The sequence below is a fragment of the Acinetobacter sp. Colony158 genome, assembly GCF_019264745.1.
Taxonomy (GTDB): domain Bacteria; phylum Pseudomonadota; class Gammaproteobacteria; order Pseudomonadales; family Moraxellaceae; genus Acinetobacter; species Acinetobacter ursingii.
Genome location: NZ_CP078523.1, coordinates 1,736,022 through 1,750,035, shown reverse-complemented (window position 1 = coordinate 1,750,035; position 14,014 = coordinate 1,736,022). Strand labels below are relative to the sequence as shown.

Here is a 14,014-nt window from a genome sequence, read left to right as displayed (position 1 = left end):
ATCAGGAACTTTCTTATGGCACTTCATGTAACGAAAACCATGACTTTGGCAGCTAGTCTGACCACAGCGCTGTTATTTACAGGCTTTTCCAGTCATGCACTCGCCATGAGTCCTTTTAAGGCAAGTTATCAATTTTCCTATAATGGGAAAAATATGGGTTCAGGAACACGAACCTTGAGCCAACAAGGCAATAACTGGACTTATGATTTTTCTGCGAAAGCAGGTGTGATTGCTTCTGCCAGTGAAATTAGTAAATTTAGCTTTAACAATGGGCAAATTAGTTCACAGCAATTTAGCCGTAGCAGTAAGATTTTGGTGCATAACAACACCATGAATATCAATTTCAACCCATCCAGCAAAACCATTAACACTCAAAAAGATGATAAAAAACGGTCATTTGCTTGGAAAGCAGGGGTACTTGATGAACTCAATGCTGAATTACAAATTCGCGAAGATTTAAAGGGAAATGGTATAAAAGCCACCTACCCAATTGCGGATGCCAAAGGTATTGATACGCGCCGTTTTGTGAAACAAGGGACTGAAAATATCAAAACCCCTTATGGTACATTCAATACCATTAAAGTCATTATTCAGTATGACAATAAACCAGGTCGTAATACCACATTTTGGTTAGCCCCTAAACTAGATTACTTACCTGTGAAAGTCAGTCATGTCGATGAGAAAACTTCTTATGGGCTGCTCTTAACAGGTTATTCTGGTAAAACTAACTAAGAATTGTCGATTTTGGCTTGCATTTTTTTGGATGCTTTTTAAAATACGCTTTTGCTGAAAAGGCATCCGCCCTAGAGGATTCTCCCGTGCATGCACTAGAACAGAAAATCTTAACAGAAGGTATCGTTCTATCTGATCAAGTTTTGAAAGTCGACGCTTTCTTAAATCACCAAATTGACCCTGTACTGATGCAGAAAATTGGTAAAGAGTTTGCTGCTCGTTTCAAAGATGCAGGCATCACCAAGATTATTACCATTGAAGCATCTGGTATTGCGCCTGCGATTATGACAGGTCTTGAACTGGGTGTTCCTGTGATTTTTGCACGCAAATATCAATCATTGACTCTGAAAGATGACTTGTACCGTGCCAAGGTATTTTCATTTACCAAACAAACTGAAAGTACCATTGCCATTTCCAATAAACATATTAACTCAAGCGATAAAGCTTTAGTGATTGATGACTTTTTGGCAAATGGTCAAGCTGCTTTAGGTTTGATTGATTTGATTCATCAAGCGCAGGCTGAAATTGTAGGCGTTGGAATTGTAATTGAAAAATCATTCCAGTCTGGTCGCGATTTACTGATCGAAAAAGGTTATCGCGTTGAATCTCTAGCACGAGTTCAATCACTAACCGACGGTAAAGTGACTTTTGTCAAAGAATAATTCGAGCAGAATTCCTTGAATGATCTAAAAGAGCGCTACGGCGCTTTTTTTATATCTGTCAGATTTTAAACAACGTCATTTAACGCTCATCTCGCATTTTTCTGCTATTTTCATCATTTCATTTACAACTGCGCTAAACTATTGGGCTATGATTCGGCTAGAATGATTTGAAGAAAAATAGGAAATTGAATTACATGGGTAAAACGCCAAAAGAAACGGAAACAAAAGTAGTCTGCCCTAAATGTGGTTCGACCGATCTTGAACAACGCAATCATGAACAAGTTTTACAAAAAGCTGGTGGTGTACTTTTAACCTCAGCAGGCGCAGCTGCTGGAACAGTAGGTGGTGCGGCCTCTGGTGCATCGATTGGTGCGGCTATTGGCACCGTCGCAGGTCCTTTAGGGGTGATTGTAGGAGGAACAGTCGGAACCTTTGTCGGTGCGATTAGCGTTGGAATTACGGGTGGGTTTTTAGGCAATCGTTTTGGGAAAAAAGCGGGCGTAATGATCGATAAAAATATTTTTCAAGATTATAAATGCCTAAAATGTGGTTATCGTTTTAAGCAGTAGATTTCTTTCGGAAGTGCTTTTTATTTCTCTGTTGCGCAGAAAAAAAAGAACAGTCCAACCGTTTTGAAAGAAATCTAGCCATTTGTCGATTTAAAGTTTGTCCATTTGAAATGGCTCATTTTAAAAATCGATACATCGCGATTGGAATATGATTTAACACATCACTATAATCTGGATTTCAAGATAATTTTAGCGCAACCTCAGCCAAACGCTTGCCCATTGCTTCACACAATATTTTTTCATCCTGACTTAGTTCCTGATCATGTCTTGGGCCACTGACATGACTTGCGCCATAAGGGGTGCCACCTGTTTTCGTATTAGACAGTGCCGCAATCGAATTGGGCAAACCCAAAATTAACATACCGTGATGAAATAAAGGCGGAAGCATGGTCAACAGAGTACTTTCCTGACCACCATGCATAGAACCCGATGCAGTAAATACACACGCAGGCTTGCCATGTAATGCTCCATTTAGCCAAAGGCTGGTGGTTTGATCCCAAAAATACTTCATTTCACTGGCCATATTGCCAAAACGAGTGGGTGAACCCAGTGCCAGACCTGAACAATGTGCCAAATCATCTAAAGTACAATAGAGATCGCCTTCTGCCGGCACACTTGGCTGTGCCTCTGTAACGACCGTAGCCAGTTGTGGTACGGTTCGAATTTTTGCTGGCATACCTACGGCTTCTATGCCATTGGCAATGAGATGTGCCATCTGTTTGGTTGAACCATACTTACTGTAATAAAGGACAAGAATATAAGACTGCATAATTTTAAAATGAGGTATTAAAAACAAAACTATACGATATTTATGGTCTTTTTTGGTTAAGCTTTACGTGGAAAACCTAAAAAGATCAAAAAAATGAGACTTTATTTTTATGCTGAATTTTTTAAAAAAGTTACCTTTTTACGATAAAACATGGTTTCAGTTTATCCTGTTTGTACTGCGTCGTTTTGAAGCAGATCGTTGTCGTGAACATGCAGGGGCGCTGACTTACACCACGTTATTTGCAGTGGTCCCAATGTTGACGGTTTTCTTAGTGATTATCTCATCGATTAAAGCCTTAGAACCTGCTAGACAACAGTTACAGCAACTGATTTATAGTAATTTTTTGCCCAAAAGTACCATTGCCTTTGATCGAATCTTAAATTCATTTACCGAGAAATCCAGTAATTTGACTGTCATCGGGGTGTTATTTCTGTTTGTTACGACCGTGATGATGCTTAGTACCATTGAAACCGCATTTAACCGTATTTGGCGGGTGCGTGAAACTCGTGGTGGCATCGTCGGTTTTATGCGTTATTGGACCATTATTTCACTTGGGCCTATTTTATTAGGAAGTGCCTTCGTCATTTCTTCTGCTGTCGCATCCATGAATATTCTGAGTAATAATTTTGCAGGTTATGAACTCAATGGTGCATTTGTGCTATGGCTAATTTCTTTTGGATTGACGATTATTGGATTTTTCTTTTTATATTGGACGATTCCAAATCGGACGATTCCCATTTATTCGGCCATCATTGCGGCTTGTTTTAGTGCCACACTCTTTGAATTACTCAAAAACATTTTTAGTTTTGCGATGTCTAATTTTACCAGTTATGAACTGGTGTATGGTGCTTTTGCTGCGATCCCCATCTTCTTATTGTGGATTTTTCTTTCATGGAATATTGTGCTTCTTGGCGTTGAAGTCAGTTATGCACTGACCGCCTTTCATTCACAAAAAATTCAGACTCGACACCCTGTGCTCATGCTATTGGATGTACTTGAACTTTTTTATAAAAAACAAAAATTAGGCGAGAGTGTGACGGACCTTGAAGCACTGGATATTATGGGACGTGGTGAAATTGGACGCTGGCCAGGCTATGTGGAAATGCTAGAAAAGCAGAACTTGATCAAACGTACCGATAAAGATGAATATGTTTTAGTCAGAAATTTATCACAAGTCGATTTCTGGTCATTTTATACCGCTTTACCTTTTTCATTACCGCGTCGTCAGGATGTTGGAAATATTCATCCTGATGATGAATGGATGCAGAAACTTGGTCCTGCATTGATTGAATCGGATGATTATCTGGCTGCCAAACTGGCTATTCCACTTTCAACTATTTTTGAAGAGAAATAATAATTTGAAGATATCGTTTGATTTAAAACGGTATCTTCATATTTAGATTTTAAGCCTCTTCGATTGTATCCAACCTGGCAGACTGACCACAATCACACCCAGCAACACCAAAGCCGTTCCAATCAAGAAATTTAGTTCCAGTTTTTCATTGAGCAGGTAAACACCAAATCCCATCCCAAAAATCGGGGTAAGAAATGAAAACACTCCTAAACGTGACGCCAAATACGTTCTTAATAGCCAGAACCACGCCAGAAAACTCGCAAAAGAAACGACAAATGTATGAAAAATCAGACTCCCCACTGCCAATGGAGTAAAGTAAATCTCAGTTTGCCCTGTAATCCATGCCACAATCATCAATACAATGAAACCACCCAACATTTGATAAAACATGGTTTGGGTAGCAGGTGCTTGGGAAAGTGACGTCAGACGTATCGAAATGGTCGTTGCAGCCCATGCGATTGCAGCCATAAGTGCTAAACCGTCGCCCCACAAAATCGACTGTGTATCAATCCCCTGCACGGTCTGTGGTCGAATGAAAGTAAGGATGACTCCCAAAAAAGCAATGCCAATTCCTGACCATTGTAAAATGCTTAAACGTTCAGCGGGAAGTTTCCAGTGCAAACCCAATGCAACAAAAATGGGGGCTGTATAAAGTAATACTACGGTATGCGAAGCATAGGTATGCCGAATGGCTTCAGCGAGTAAAAAGAACTCAAGCGCAAAGAAAAAAGCCACCAATAGCCCTGAGCGCAAATAAACGGGTGCCAAAAGTTGGATATTTTTTTCTCTATACAAAAGTGGTAAGACTAAAACTGCGGCTAGCCCTGAACGTAATGCGATTTGCATGATGGGTGAAATATCGGGAGCAGCCATTTTTAAAATGACTTGCTGTAAGCCCCATATCATGCAGAGCACGACCATGAGACCAGATGCACGTGCATCTAACGCCTTCCGATCATCCACCGTCTATTCCTTTATTCAATCAATGAAAATGGACTATAGCCCTGACCTATTTAAATGATATAGTTCAAATCAGACAACTTATCACCCAATACAGGCAACTCAACTCAAATACCGCTATGAAAAAAACAGCGCATCTCATCAAAAATTTTTTGGAAATCCCAGCCTGTAATGATATTCCCGCACCACTCTGGTATCAGGTGAGAGAGGCGCCTGCCGAAACCATTTATCCGCAACATGAACACGCATGGGGAGAGTTTATTTACGCATATCATGGTGTTTTGGAGGTAAATGTCGATTCAATTCATTATTTAACCCCGCCGCCTTATGGTTTGTGGCTACCACCGCATTTAAAACATAGCGGACTAAATCGGACAAAAGTGACACATTGTACGGTGTATATTTATGAATCTTTATGTCAGCACATGCCAAAACATGCAGGAATTCTTCTTAGTTCTGCACTGGTTCCTGCGATTATGGAACATCTTAAAAATAATGAAGTGGCACAGACAAGCCCAGATGAACATTTACGGTTATTGTATGTGTTATTAGATCAACTTCAACGTGCTCAAATTGTAGGAAGTTATCTACCAACCACGTCACATCCATTGTTACAGCCTTTACTTGACCATTTAAAACAAAATCCGTCTGATCATCGTTCGTTGGCAGAATTGGCACAACTGGTTAATACCAGTGAGCGAACGTTGGCACGCTATAGTCAAAGTGAACTTGGCATGTCATTACATGAATGGAGACAGCGCTTACGAGTTATGCAGGCACTCCCCTTACTTGAACAAGGTCATACGGTAGAAAGTATTGCATTAGATTTAGGTTATGCCAGTGCGACAGCTTTTATTAATCTATTTAAACGCTGGATGGGCCTTACTCCTGATCAATTTAGAAAAACATTTTCGGCAGGGTAAATGCATTCAATCATTTTTCAGTAAAGACTGAATAAGGCTAGAAAAATTAATTGCAGCTTGGGCATGCGTATTTCGTCGATAAGCAAGAGAGAAACCCACTACGGGTTTAGGTTCAGCCACTTGTAAATACTGTACGCCTTTAATGCCTAATTGCATGGCGGAGGCTGGCACTAATGACACCCCCAAGTTTGCGGCCACCAGTGAAACAATCGATACAATTTGTGGGGCACTTTGTCCAATTTTGGGTTCAAGTCCATGACTACGGCATGCATCCAGTACAGCATCATGCAAACCTGCACTGACTGAGTGTGCAGCCATAATAAAATTTTCATCTTTTAACAATTTAAGCTGGATGTCCTGTTGCTGATCCATCACATGTTCTAAAGGCATCACTACCACTAGCGGCTCGTACATTAAAGTCTGAATATGAATATCTATAGGCACATGGTGGGGTGGACGAATTAAAGCAATATCAAGTTGATCATTCAGTAATCGATCAATTAAAACCAAAGAATTTCCTTCTTCTAAACGAAGTTGGACTTTAGGGTATTGCTGCTGAAACAAACGAATACTATGAGGTAAGACTGGATTAAGCATGGCAGTTCCAGTGAAACCCAGACGTAATTGCCCTAGTTCACCGTTCGCCATTTGTTGAGCCAAACTCACAGCATCATCCACTCGCTGTTGAATCGGCTGTACCGCATTCAAAAAAACCTGCCCTGCTGCGGTCAATTCTGCACCATGCGACGAACGATAAAATAACTCTGTTCCAATCTCATCTTCCAGATTTTTGATTTGCATGCTTAAGGGCGGCTGACTAATCCCCAAACGCTGCGCTGCACGAGTAAAACTTTTTTCTTCTGCAACCACCAAAAAATAACGAATATGACGCAGTTCCATATATAAAACATATAGTGATTGATATTTATATATATTAGACAAATAATACTCAGATTGCTATTCTCACCTTGTTGGCAGCTAGGCAAGCACTGCCAACACACTCTCTTCTTTTTAAAAAACTTTGGTTTATTTCATGACGATTCCTTCAACAGTAAGCGAGTCTGAACGCGGTATTGATTCACCTCAAATTATTCATAAGGCCAATACTGAACATTGGATTAGCCGTGGCACATCTGCTTACCTGAAGGCAGGACTTGCACTGTTTTTACTCGGTTTTGCAAGTTTTTCCATGATTTACTGCGTACAACCATTGTTACCTGAATTTACCCATACATTTCATATTAGCCCTGGTACCAGTGCGCTTGCCTTGTCACTGACCACTGGATTACTGGCAGTTTCCATTTTACTGTCCAGTGCTTTTTCTCAGGCTTTAGGTCGCAAAGGGCTGATGTTCGTTTCGATGGGTTTAGCCGCACTACTGAATATTTTGTGTGGCTTTGCACCCAATTGGCATATTTTACTCATTGCCCGTGCGGTACAAGGTTTTGTGATCGGAGGCGTTCCCGCCGTTGCAATGGCATGGATTGCCGAGGAAATTCATCCCGCTCATTTGGGTAAAACCATGGGGCTATATATTGCAGGAACTGCGTTTGGCGGCATGATGGGTCGTGTTGGAATGGGTTTACTGACACAATATTTCTCATGGCGTGTTGCGTTGGGGGTATTAGGTGGAATCTGCCTGATCTGCGCTTTAGGATTTTTATGGTTACTGCCTAAATCTCAAAATTTTATTGCACAAAAAGGGATACAGCTTCAGTTTCATTTATCTGCTTGGAAAAATCATTTAAAAAATCCTCGACTGGTTCGTATTTATGCGATCGGTTTTCTCATTACCAGTATTTTTGTCACCTTATTTAACTATGTCACTTTTCGCTTGGCTGCTACACCTTATCAACTCAGTCAAACCCAGATCAGTCTCATCTTTTTGTCTTATAGTTTAGGGATGATTTCCTCATCGCTTGCAGGTTCTCTGGTAGACAAATTTGGCAGAAAAATGGCAATGTTGATGGGATTTGGTTTTATGTTAGCGGGAATTCTGCTCACCCTGAACGCTGGTTTATTTGCGATTATTATTGGAATTGCAGCCATTACCACGGGGTATTTTATTGCACATGCCATTGCCAGCAGCAATGTGGGACTTGAAGCAAAACAGGCCAAAGGGCATGCAACTGCACTGTATTTGTTATTTTATTATTTGGGTTCAAGCATCATTGGTTCTGTAGGAGGATGGTTCTGGCAATACGGCGGTTGGCATGCTGTTGTATCTCTGACACTGGCACTGGTTGCTGTGGCCATTTTTATCGTGATGACCGCGCCAAAACCTTTGCAAGTATCATCAAATCAATGATTTGAAAAAAATGGAGATCAGATTATGCGAATTTCTCATCTTGATCATTTAGTGCTGACGGTTGCAGAGATTGAAGCGACCTGTAACTTTTATCAACACGTATTAAATTTTGAAGTGATTGAGTTTGGGGAAAATCGTAAAGCGCTTAAGTTTGGTTCTCAAAAAATCAATCTACACCAAGCAGGGCATGAATTTGAACCGAAAGCCGCTTTCCCAACCCAAGGTTCTGCCGATCTTTGCTTTATCAGCGAAACACCGATAGAACACATCATTCAACAGCTAGAACAGCTGCATATTAATATTGAACAAGGTCCAATCCAGCGTACAGGTGCAATGGGTGCTATTTTATCGGTCTATATTCGCGACCCAGATCACAACCTGATTGAGATTTCAAATTATCTGTAAGTAATAAAAAGCCTGCTGAATATTGCAGGCTTTCTTCATCACAGCAAAATTAGGCTTTAACAAAGGTTTCCCAAACAAATTGTTGCGTTTTACCATTGAGCACCATTTTGAGCTGATCACCACGTTCCAGCGGCCCTACGCCTGCGGGTGTTCCAGTCATGACGACATCCCCTGCTTCTATCGTGAATGCCTGACTCATATCGCACAGATATTCGCCAATACTCAATAGTAAATAGGCTGTATCACCCTGTTGGCGAACTGCATCATTAATATAAAAACGATAGGTTACATGTTTCCAGTCTTCGATTTCACTGACATCGACCCAATCGGCCAATACGCACGCACCATCAAAAGCTTTAGCTCGCTCCCACGGCTGACCTTTATTTTTTAGCTCAGTTTGTAAATCCCGCAACGTCAAATCCAGACCAATCGTGACCGCACCAATCGCGGCTAAGGCTTTTGCTGGATCAGTTTCATTCTTGAGCGGCTGATCGATTCGCAAGGTCAATTCACATTCAAAATGACAACTTCCATTCACTGGATTCCATTCAATTCCATCCTGCAAACCAATCAAGCTACTTGGTGGCTTAATAAATAACACTGGACGATCGGGAATGGCATTACCGAGTTCTTTGGCATGCTCGGCATAACTTCTACCCACACAAATAATTTTTGATGGTCGTGCATTCATAAGACTTCCCTTTACATGGCGTTACGTGTCGATTATTTTTTAAAGGTGTTTTCAAACTGAATGTGTTGTGTACTGTCGCTAAAGGCACGTTTTGGCACAATCACCACGGTACGATTTTTCAGTTCAATCATATAGGTCAATTTACCTTTGGCAAAATTGACCACTTCACTATACGCGAATTGTTGCTTACGACCATTCGCATAAAGCTCCATACGATCCTGATACAAGTCGATGCCCTGTTCACTTTTACCAAACTGATATTTGACAAACTGACGTTTAAACATCATCGGTAAAAACCAGTAACGCATCAAAATTTGCATCACCAGAAAAAATGCACCGAGTGCCACGTAATAACGTCCAACACCAGAAAATCCGAGATAAAAACCCCAAATGATAATCGCAATACTAATCACGGGCGTAATAAAGCGAGTCAATTGTTTTTTTCCAAACGTCGCAAGTGCGAAGCCGTCTTGAGATTCTTCTAAATTGAGTTGATAACGCAATGAAATAGCGGGTTTCAGTTCTGACATAAAATGTTCAACATAAGCGATGAATTACCCTCAAAATACTACACCAGTTCGACTATTTTATTTAGCGCTTGATCACATTTGATTAAGAATTTAACCCCCCTGACATTGATCAGTATTTACATAAAATGGCTTTTTTTTGAAGCTAAAACGTTTTAAACACTTAAGACTCAATCAAAACAACGATAAGTTTCGAGGATGCTATGCAACGCTTTGCCTATGGATGCGGCATTTTTTTTAGTCTTCTGAGTTATAGCAGTATTAGTTCTGCCCAATTTGTCACGTGGAATGAAAACATTCCGAGTAGTCTGGCATTATTTCAACAGAACCCCCAACAACTGGCGGATTTGGCTCAAAACAATATTTTAATTTATGCACAACCTTATACCAAAACCAATGTACCTACCCAAAAGAAAAACCCGCAACCGACCGTCCAGTTTGTCAGTGCAGCCATTATTGTGCCTGTCAGCACACAGGAGGTTGCTAAAGTATTAACCGATTACAATCATTATGTGGGTCTGTTCCCCACTTTAAAATCTGCGAAAATTGAAGAAAAAAGCGGTAATACCACGCGGGTAAAATATAAAATTCAAATTCCAACCCCAATTCCAGTGCTTAATTTTAACGAAGATATTTCCATGCAACATCAAATAGGGAATAACAGTATTGCCAGTTTGATTACCGATGCACCTGTACCCTATGGCTTAGGAAAATTTGAATGGTTTAGTTTAGGCCCACAAAAAACGCTGATTACCTTGACGCAATGGGGTGACCTGAATCAGATTAATGGTTTTTTACTTCGCAAGATTTTGTCTGCTGTGCCTGATGCAAAACTCGGTATCCCGATTGGCAGTAATGCTTTTATACTTGAGTCTTTACAACGTAAATGGACAAAAACTCAGACCACGGCACTTGATGCGAATCAATTACCGCCGTTACAACTTACGAGCAATCAAATTAGAAAAATAAGTGAAATAAGCCGAAGTACGGGATATCCAGTGTCTTTTATTCAACCTGCGTCCTCGATACCTTATCCTCAAGGACGTGAAACAATGCGCTTCACCACAACATATCAGTATTACGCAAAAGCACCACAGCAACTGCAAAACTGGCTCAATCCTGTGTCTTTTCAAAGTTTATTTCCTAGACAAATCAAAAAAGTGGAATTGAGTTCTCCCGCCCCCCAATTACAGGACGCTAATTTTCGGGTTTCGGTAGGATTAGGGGTTATTAATATTCCATTTGATTTTAAAATGCGTTTTAACCATATCGACTCCAATCAATCACAATATAATGCCATTGGTGGTGATTTACGCTTTGTTAAAGGAGGGATGCAATTACTGCCACAGAATAATGGCACACTACTTAAAATGACCAGTGCCGCCAAAATTGATGAAAAAGCGCCGTTTTTATTACGCGCAATGCGTAGTTTGCCTTATCACGATATGTTGCCCGCAGCCGGTGGCAATGCTGTCTTTAGTCTAAAAATTAAAGAGAAAATGAAATAATTTTGTAAAAAATACCATTTATGATAAGCACAAAAAAACCACTTAAAAAGTGGTTTAATTTAACTCATATTGAGTTCAAGTTGGTGCGCTCAGAGAGATTCGAACTCCCGACCCCTTAGTTCGTAGCCAAGTGCTCTATCCAGCTGAGCTATGAGCGCGTACTTGATGGAGCGCATTATACGCATTTTTTCTACATTGATAAGTCTTTTTTCACAAAACTGTCACCAAACGTTTAGTTATTAGGCATTGTTTTAAAATTTATACTGATTAAAGATTATCCTATCATTCTGAGTTCATGATTTATGCTTGGAAGATGAGTTTGATCGATAGGCAAACAAATCGTAAATACGGTTCCTTCGCCCTTTTGTGTTGTCACTTGTACATTTCCACGATTTTTTTCAATGAACTGTAAACACAGCAAAAGTCCTAAACCTGATCCTTTTTCGCCATCCGTACCTTTTTCACTGCGAATCTGCTTTCTCTGGTTAAAGTTTTGAAAAGATTCATCTGACATACCAACACCTGTATCACGGACGGTAATTTTGACTTGTCCATTTTGGGTTAAGGCGGATATATAAATTTGACCACCATTCGGTGTAAATTTGAGGGCATTGGAAATAAGATTCTGAAATACCGAAAGCATCATGTTTAAATCGACAAAACAATATAAATCCTTTTCGATATTACATTCGATCTGAATACTTTTTTTCTGTGCAACTGCCTGAAGAATTTCACAAACATCTGACATCAGTTCTGCCATATTGACAGATTGCGGGTTATAAACAATTGCGCCACCTTCCGACATCGCCCACTGCAATAAATTTTCAAGAAGCTTAAATGTCGCTTGAGCTGTACTGCGCAAATAACCTGCAATATCACGTATGCCCTGTTCATCCAGTGTTTCGATCTCTGTCTCTAATACATCAGAGAAGCCTAAGATGCCATGAAATGGTGCGCGTAAGTCATGAGCAATAATGGAAAAAAACTTATCTTTACTTGCATTTAAGTATTCTAATTCTTTATTTTTTTGCTGTATCTCAAAATTGGATTTACGCAGCTCAAACTGTTGGACGACTTGTGCTGCTAAAACAGCAAGCGCCTGACACTGATCAGAAGTTAATTGACGTGGTTTAGAATCAAGAACACACAAAGTACCCAGATTAAAACCATCATAGGTTTTTAATGGCGCGCCTGCATAAAAACGAATCCCGAGATCACTTTTTACTGTTGGATTATCATGGAATCTTTCATCAAGCAAAGTATCTTCTATAATAAAGATGTCCTGCTGCAAAATCGCATGGCTACAAATACTGTATTTTCGCTCAACTTCTCCACGCGGTACGCCATAAGAGGATTTAAACCAACTGCGGCTTTCATCGATCAAACTAATAATAGAAACTGGTGCCTCACAAATTTTTGACGCCAACAAAACAAGATCATCTAGACATTGTTCAGCCATGGTATCCAAAATCTGATACTCATTTAAGGCATGCATCCGTCCCAATTCATTTTCAGGCAGTTTTGCTTCAATCATTTTAAGTCTCAGTTATGATCTAGTTCGGTTTTAAAAAAAGCTTAAAACAACTACTATAGTTTGTAACAACCCACCTATAATTATGTATTATTATTGATAATACAACGATTTATACAGCTATCCTATGTATGAAATGCGTAATTAAGATAAATGGTGTATCCTTTTTCCGTATAAATATATCTACGTTTGAACAATTCTATATTTAATGCATTGAAGTTAAGCGTGTAAGTTTTTATCTTTTTAACGCGTTATGATGCGCTTTTACGATGCTTGATATAAACGACCAGAAATAGAAACAGAGTGTCCTTCTGGATCTTTCACATTTGCAAATTGATAACCATCCCGTATTTCATGCATTCATAGCTTGATATCTGGTTTTAACTATTTCATCTTGTTGCGACAAGACCAAATCATTTCTGAGCAAGTAAATTCTCACAATCCTTCAAAGATTTTCGAGCTTGTTGTTGCTCAGCTAATTTTAAATCCTGAAACTGAGAAAAGACCTGATGCGCAAACCGTGCTTTAAAAGTTGGCTTATGCAATGCATAATCTGGATAAGAATGTTTTTGCACTTTTTCCATTTCAGTGAAAATCTGATCTTTTTCTGTTAAATCATCTTTTTGAATCACCAAGCAGAATAATGCGCGATAATCTTCATATTGGGCTGGCGAAGGCTGCCAAATTTTATACGCAATCAAACTCAGAACGGAAATGGACAAGACGATTAAGATAGGTTTAATCAATGACATGAAATAAATAACAGATCAATTTTATCGATATTATAAAACAAAAAAACCGCAATTAAGCGGTTGATTGTTCAAGTTGGTGCGCTCAGAGAGATTCGAACTCCCGACCCCTTAGTTCGTAGCCAAGTGCTCTATCCAGCTGAGCTATGAGCGCATTACTTGTGTGCCTATAATAAAGGCTTCGTTAATTTCGAATACTTGTTAAATTGGTGCGCTCAGAGAGATTCGAACTCCCGACCCCTTAGTTCGTAGCCAAGTGCTCTATCCAGCTGAGCTATGAGCGCATCGTAAGTATTCGTTGGCGGTGAGAGAGGGATTCGAACCCT

General features: G+C 39.9%; 15 protein-coding genes and 3 tRNA genes. 8 read left to right on the top strand and 10 right to left on the bottom strand.

The window, feature by feature from the left end; genetic code table 11:
- The first annotated feature begins 15 nt into the window (after positions 1–15).
- The 3 genes from JR005_RS07170 (at position 16) to JR005_RS07160 (ending at position 1,963) form a co-directional block, all read left to right on the top strand.
- The gene (locus JR005_RS07170; RefSeq protein WP_004985435.1) at positions 16–732 is read left to right on the top strand and encodes a DUF3108 domain-containing protein; all 717 of its coding nucleotides are present in this window, start codon (positions 16–18) and stop codon (positions 730–732) included.
- An 86-nt stretch (positions 733–818) separates the two neighbouring features.
- Positions 819–1,394: a xanthine phosphoribosyltransferase gene (locus JR005_RS07165; RefSeq protein ID WP_004985432.1), complete on the top strand. Its 576-nt coding sequence runs from the start codon at positions 819–821 to the stop codon at positions 1,392–1,394.
- A 194-nt stretch (positions 1,395–1,588) separates the two neighbouring features.
- Positions 1,589–1,963, top strand: coding sequence for a hypothetical protein (locus tag JR005_RS07160; protein ID WP_044436583.1), 375 nt, complete (start codon positions 1,589–1,591; stop codon positions 1,961–1,963).
- A gap of 178 nt (positions 1,964–2,141) precedes the next feature.
- On the opposite strand, the gene wrbA is transcribed toward JR005_RS07160, so the two are convergent.
- Positions 2,142–2,732: an NAD(P)H:quinone oxidoreductase gene (wrbA, locus tag JR005_RS07155; protein ID WP_151839054.1), complete on the bottom strand. Its 591-nt coding sequence runs from the start codon at positions 2,730–2,732 to the stop codon at positions 2,142–2,144.
- Positions 2,733–2,841: 109 nt separating this feature from the next.
- Here wrbA and JR005_RS07150 point away from each other — a divergent pair, with 109 nt between their 5' ends.
- Positions 2,842–4,086, top strand: a complete 1,245-nt coding sequence (locus JR005_RS07150) for a YhjD/YihY/BrkB family envelope integrity protein (protein ID WP_004985425.1) — start codon at positions 2,842–2,844, stop codon at positions 4,084–4,086.
- A gap of 42 nt (positions 4,087–4,128) precedes the next feature.
- Here the strand turns inward: JR005_RS07150 and JR005_RS07145 are convergent, their stop codons facing one another.
- Complete coding sequence (locus tag JR005_RS07145; protein ID WP_151839055.1) at positions 4,129–5,049, bottom strand: DMT family transporter; 921 nt, start codon at positions 5,047–5,049, stop codon at positions 4,129–4,131.
- 116 nt (positions 5,050–5,165) lie between these two features.
- On the opposite strand from JR005_RS07145, the gene JR005_RS07140 reads away from it, so the two are divergent.
- Positions 5,166–5,969 (top strand): AraC family transcriptional regulator, encoded by an 804-nt coding sequence (locus tag JR005_RS07140; RefSeq protein ID WP_151839056.1) that lies wholly within the window; start codon positions 5,166–5,168, stop codon positions 5,967–5,969.
- Positions 5,970–5,975: 6 nt separating this feature from the next.
- Here JR005_RS07140 and JR005_RS07135 read toward each other — a convergent pair whose 3' ends face one another.
- Positions 5,976–6,869: a LysR family transcriptional regulator gene (locus JR005_RS07135; RefSeq protein WP_151788512.1), complete on the bottom strand. Its 894-nt coding sequence runs from the start codon at positions 6,867–6,869 to the stop codon at positions 5,976–5,978.
- A gap of 133 nt (positions 6,870–7,002) precedes the next feature.
- Here JR005_RS07135 and JR005_RS07130 point away from each other — a divergent pair, with 133 nt between their 5' ends.
- Both JR005_RS07130 and JR005_RS07125 read left to right on the top strand, forming a co-directional pair.
- Positions 7,003–8,277: an MFS transporter gene (locus JR005_RS07130; protein WP_218665771.1), complete on the top strand. Its 1,275-nt coding sequence runs from the start codon at positions 7,003–7,005 to the stop codon at positions 8,275–8,277.
- A gap of 24 nt (positions 8,278–8,301) precedes the next feature.
- The gene (locus JR005_RS07125; RefSeq protein ID WP_218665770.1) at positions 8,302–8,682 is read left to right on the top strand and encodes a VOC family protein; all 381 of its coding nucleotides are present in this window, start codon (positions 8,302–8,304) and stop codon (positions 8,680–8,682) included.
- Positions 8,683–8,731: 49 nt separating this feature from the next.
- Here JR005_RS07125 and JR005_RS07120 read toward each other — a convergent pair whose 3' ends face one another.
- Both JR005_RS07120 and JR005_RS07115 read right to left on the bottom strand, forming a co-directional pair.
- Positions 8,732–9,373 (bottom strand): fumarylacetoacetate hydrolase family protein, encoded by a 642-nt coding sequence (locus tag JR005_RS07120; RefSeq protein WP_218665769.1) that lies wholly within the window; start codon positions 9,371–9,373, stop codon positions 8,732–8,734.
- Between the two features lie 32 nt (positions 9,374–9,405).
- A complete protein-coding gene (locus JR005_RS07115; RefSeq protein WP_218665768.1) occupies positions 9,406–9,903 on the bottom strand; it encodes a YcxB family protein in 498 nt (165 codons plus the stop codon).
- Between the two features lie 200 nt (positions 9,904–10,103).
- On the opposite strand from JR005_RS07115, the gene JR005_RS07110 reads away from it, so the two are divergent.
- Positions 10,104–11,408 carry an SRPBCC family protein gene (locus JR005_RS07110; RefSeq protein WP_218665767.1) on the top strand — a complete coding sequence of 435 codons (1,305 nt, stop codon included), beginning with the start codon at positions 10,104–10,106 and terminating at the stop codon, positions 11,406–11,408.
- An 81-nt stretch (positions 11,409–11,489) separates the two neighbouring features.
- On the opposite strand, the gene JR005_RS07105 is transcribed toward JR005_RS07110, so the two are convergent.
- The 5 genes from JR005_RS07105 to JR005_RS07085 form a co-directional block, all read right to left on the bottom strand.
- Positions 11,490–11,566 (bottom strand) — tRNA-Arg (locus JR005_RS07105).
- A gap of 116 nt (positions 11,567–11,682) precedes the next feature.
- Positions 11,683–12,942 (bottom strand): GAF domain-containing sensor histidine kinase, encoded by a 1,260-nt coding sequence (locus JR005_RS07100; protein WP_218665766.1) that lies wholly within the window; start codon positions 12,940–12,942, stop codon positions 11,683–11,685.
- Between the two features lie 410 nt (positions 12,943–13,352).
- Complete coding sequence (locus JR005_RS07095) at positions 13,353–13,691, bottom strand: hypothetical protein (protein WP_218665765.1); 339 nt, start codon at positions 13,689–13,691, stop codon at positions 13,353–13,355.
- A 74-nt stretch (positions 13,692–13,765) separates the two neighbouring features.
- Positions 13,766–13,842: transfer RNA gene (locus JR005_RS07090), tRNA-Arg, on the bottom strand.
- 53 nt (positions 13,843–13,895) lie between these two features.
- Positions 13,896–13,972, bottom strand: a tRNA-Arg gene (locus JR005_RS07085).
- Positions 13,973–14,014: the final 42 nt, after the last annotated feature.

Excerpts from the sequence above, each read along its gene's own strand:
- JR005_RS07170 (WP_004985435.1), top strand. The coding sequence starts at position 16 with ATGGCACTTCATGTAACGAAAACCATGACTTTGGCAGCTAGTCTGACC.
- JR005_RS07160 (WP_044436583.1), top strand. The coding sequence starts at position 1,589 with ATGGGTAAAACGCCAAAAGAAACGGAAACAAAAGTAGTCTGCCCTAAA.
- wrbA (WP_151839054.1), bottom strand. The coding sequence starts at position 2,732 with ATGCAGTCTTATATTCTTGTCCTTTATTACAGTAAGTATGGTTCAACC.
- JR005_RS07150 (WP_004985425.1), top strand. The coding sequence starts at position 2,842 with ATGCTGAATTTTTTAAAAAAGTTACCTTTTTACGATAAAACATGGTTT.
- JR005_RS07140 (WP_151839056.1), top strand. The coding sequence starts at position 5,166 with ATGAAAAAAACAGCGCATCTCATCAAAAATTTTTTGGAAATCCCAGCC.
- JR005_RS07135 (WP_151788512.1), bottom strand. The coding sequence starts at position 6,869 with ATGGAACTGCGTCATATTCGTTATTTTTTGGTGGTTGCAGAAGAAAAA.
- JR005_RS07130 (WP_218665771.1), top strand. The coding sequence starts at position 7,003 with ATGACGATTCCTTCAACAGTAAGCGAGTCTGAACGCGGTATTGATTCA.
- JR005_RS07125 (WP_218665770.1), top strand. The coding sequence starts at position 8,302 with ATGCGAATTTCTCATCTTGATCATTTAGTGCTGACGGTTGCAGAGATT.
- JR005_RS07120 (WP_218665769.1), bottom strand. The coding sequence starts at position 9,373 with ATGAATGCACGACCATCAAAAATTATTTGTGTGGGTAGAAGTTATGCC.
- JR005_RS07115 (WP_218665768.1), bottom strand. The coding sequence starts at position 9,903 with ATGTCAGAACTGAAACCCGCTATTTCATTGCGTTATCAACTCAATTTA.
- JR005_RS07110 (WP_218665767.1), top strand. The coding sequence starts at position 10,104 with ATGCAACGCTTTGCCTATGGATGCGGCATTTTTTTTAGTCTTCTGAGT.
- JR005_RS07100 (WP_218665766.1), bottom strand. The coding sequence starts at position 12,942 with ATGATTGAAGCAAAACTGCCTGAAAATGAATTGGGACGGATGCATGCC.
- JR005_RS07095 (WP_218665765.1), bottom strand. The coding sequence starts at position 13,691 with ATGTCATTGATTAAACCTATCTTAATCGTCTTGTCCATTTCCGTTCTG.